The sequence below is a fragment of the Burkholderia sp. HMSC10F09 genome (assembly GCF_001806955.1).
Classification (GTDB): Bacteria; Pseudomonadota; Gammaproteobacteria; order Burkholderiales; family Burkholderiaceae; genus Burkholderia; species Burkholderia multivorans.
Genome location: NZ_KV786664.1, coordinates 1 through 1,092, shown reverse-complemented (window position 1 = coordinate 1,092; position 1,092 = coordinate 1). Strand labels below are relative to the sequence as shown.

Here is a 1,092-nt window from a genome sequence, read left to right as displayed (position 1 = left end):
CGGCGCCGCCGCGCTCGCCGCGCCGGCGATCACGCTCGGCCGCCGCGCGTGGTCGGCGCCGCCGCTGAAGAAGCTCACGTTCGCCTGGAACCAGAACGCGTTCTGCCTGACGCCGATCGTCGTCGCGCAGGAGCGCGGCTTCTTCGAACGCAACGGCCTGCAGGTCGAGCTCATCAACTACAGCGGCTCGACCGACCAGCTGCTCGAATCGATCGCGACCGGCAAGGCCGATGCGGCGGTCGGGATGATCCATCGCTGGCTGAAGCCGCTCGAAGCCGGCTTCGACCTGAAGATCATCGGCAGCTCGCACGGCGGCTGCGTGCGGCTCGTCGGCGCCAAAGCCGCCGGCGTGACGACGCTGCAGGCGCTCAAGGGCAAGACGGTCGGCGTCAGCGATCTCGCCGCGCCCGGCAAGCACTTCTTCTCGATCCTGCTCGCGAAGAACGGCATCGATCCCGAACGCGACATCGCGTGGCGGCAGTATCCGGCCGACCTGCTCGGCGTCGCGGTCGACAAGGGCGAGATCCAGGCGATCGCCGACGGCGACCCGAACCTCTATCTGCTCGAGAAGCGCAGCCAGGGCGCCTATGCGGAGCTCGCGACGAACCTGTCCGGCGAATATGCGCGCAAGGTCTGCTGCGTGATCGGCGCGCGCGGCGATCTCGTGCGCAACGACCGCCCGGCGGCCGCCGCGCTCGCGCGCTCGATCGTGCAGGCGACCGAATACACGCACGACAATCCGAACGAAGCCGCCAAGGTATTCGCGAAGTATTCGCCGAAGATCAGTACGGAAGACCTGCGCAAGCTCTATGCGACGCTGACCTATACGCACCACCCGACCAACGTCGACCTGCAGCAGGAAATCGCGTTCTATGCGGACGATTTCCGTCGCATCAACGTGCTGAAAAAGAGCACGGATCCGCAGCGCTTCGCGCAGCAGGTCTATGCGAACGTGCTGGGGTGACGCGATGTCGACGATCGAATCCGCTTCTACCGCACGCACTGCGCCGGCCCCCGCCGGCGGCGCTGGCGCCGCAGTGTCGCGCGTCCCGTGCAGCGCCTGCGACGCGGCATCCGCGGCCGACGCGCGGC

1 protein-coding gene is annotated in these 1,092 nt (G+C 68.0%); it reads left to right on the top strand.

The window, feature by feature from the left end:
- Positions 1-964 (top strand): ABC transporter substrate-binding protein (locus tag HMPREF3115_RS11340; protein WP_070554442.1); only part of this gene is annotated, 964 nt, incomplete at its 5' end.
- Between the last annotated feature and the right edge of the window lie 128 nt (positions 965-1,092).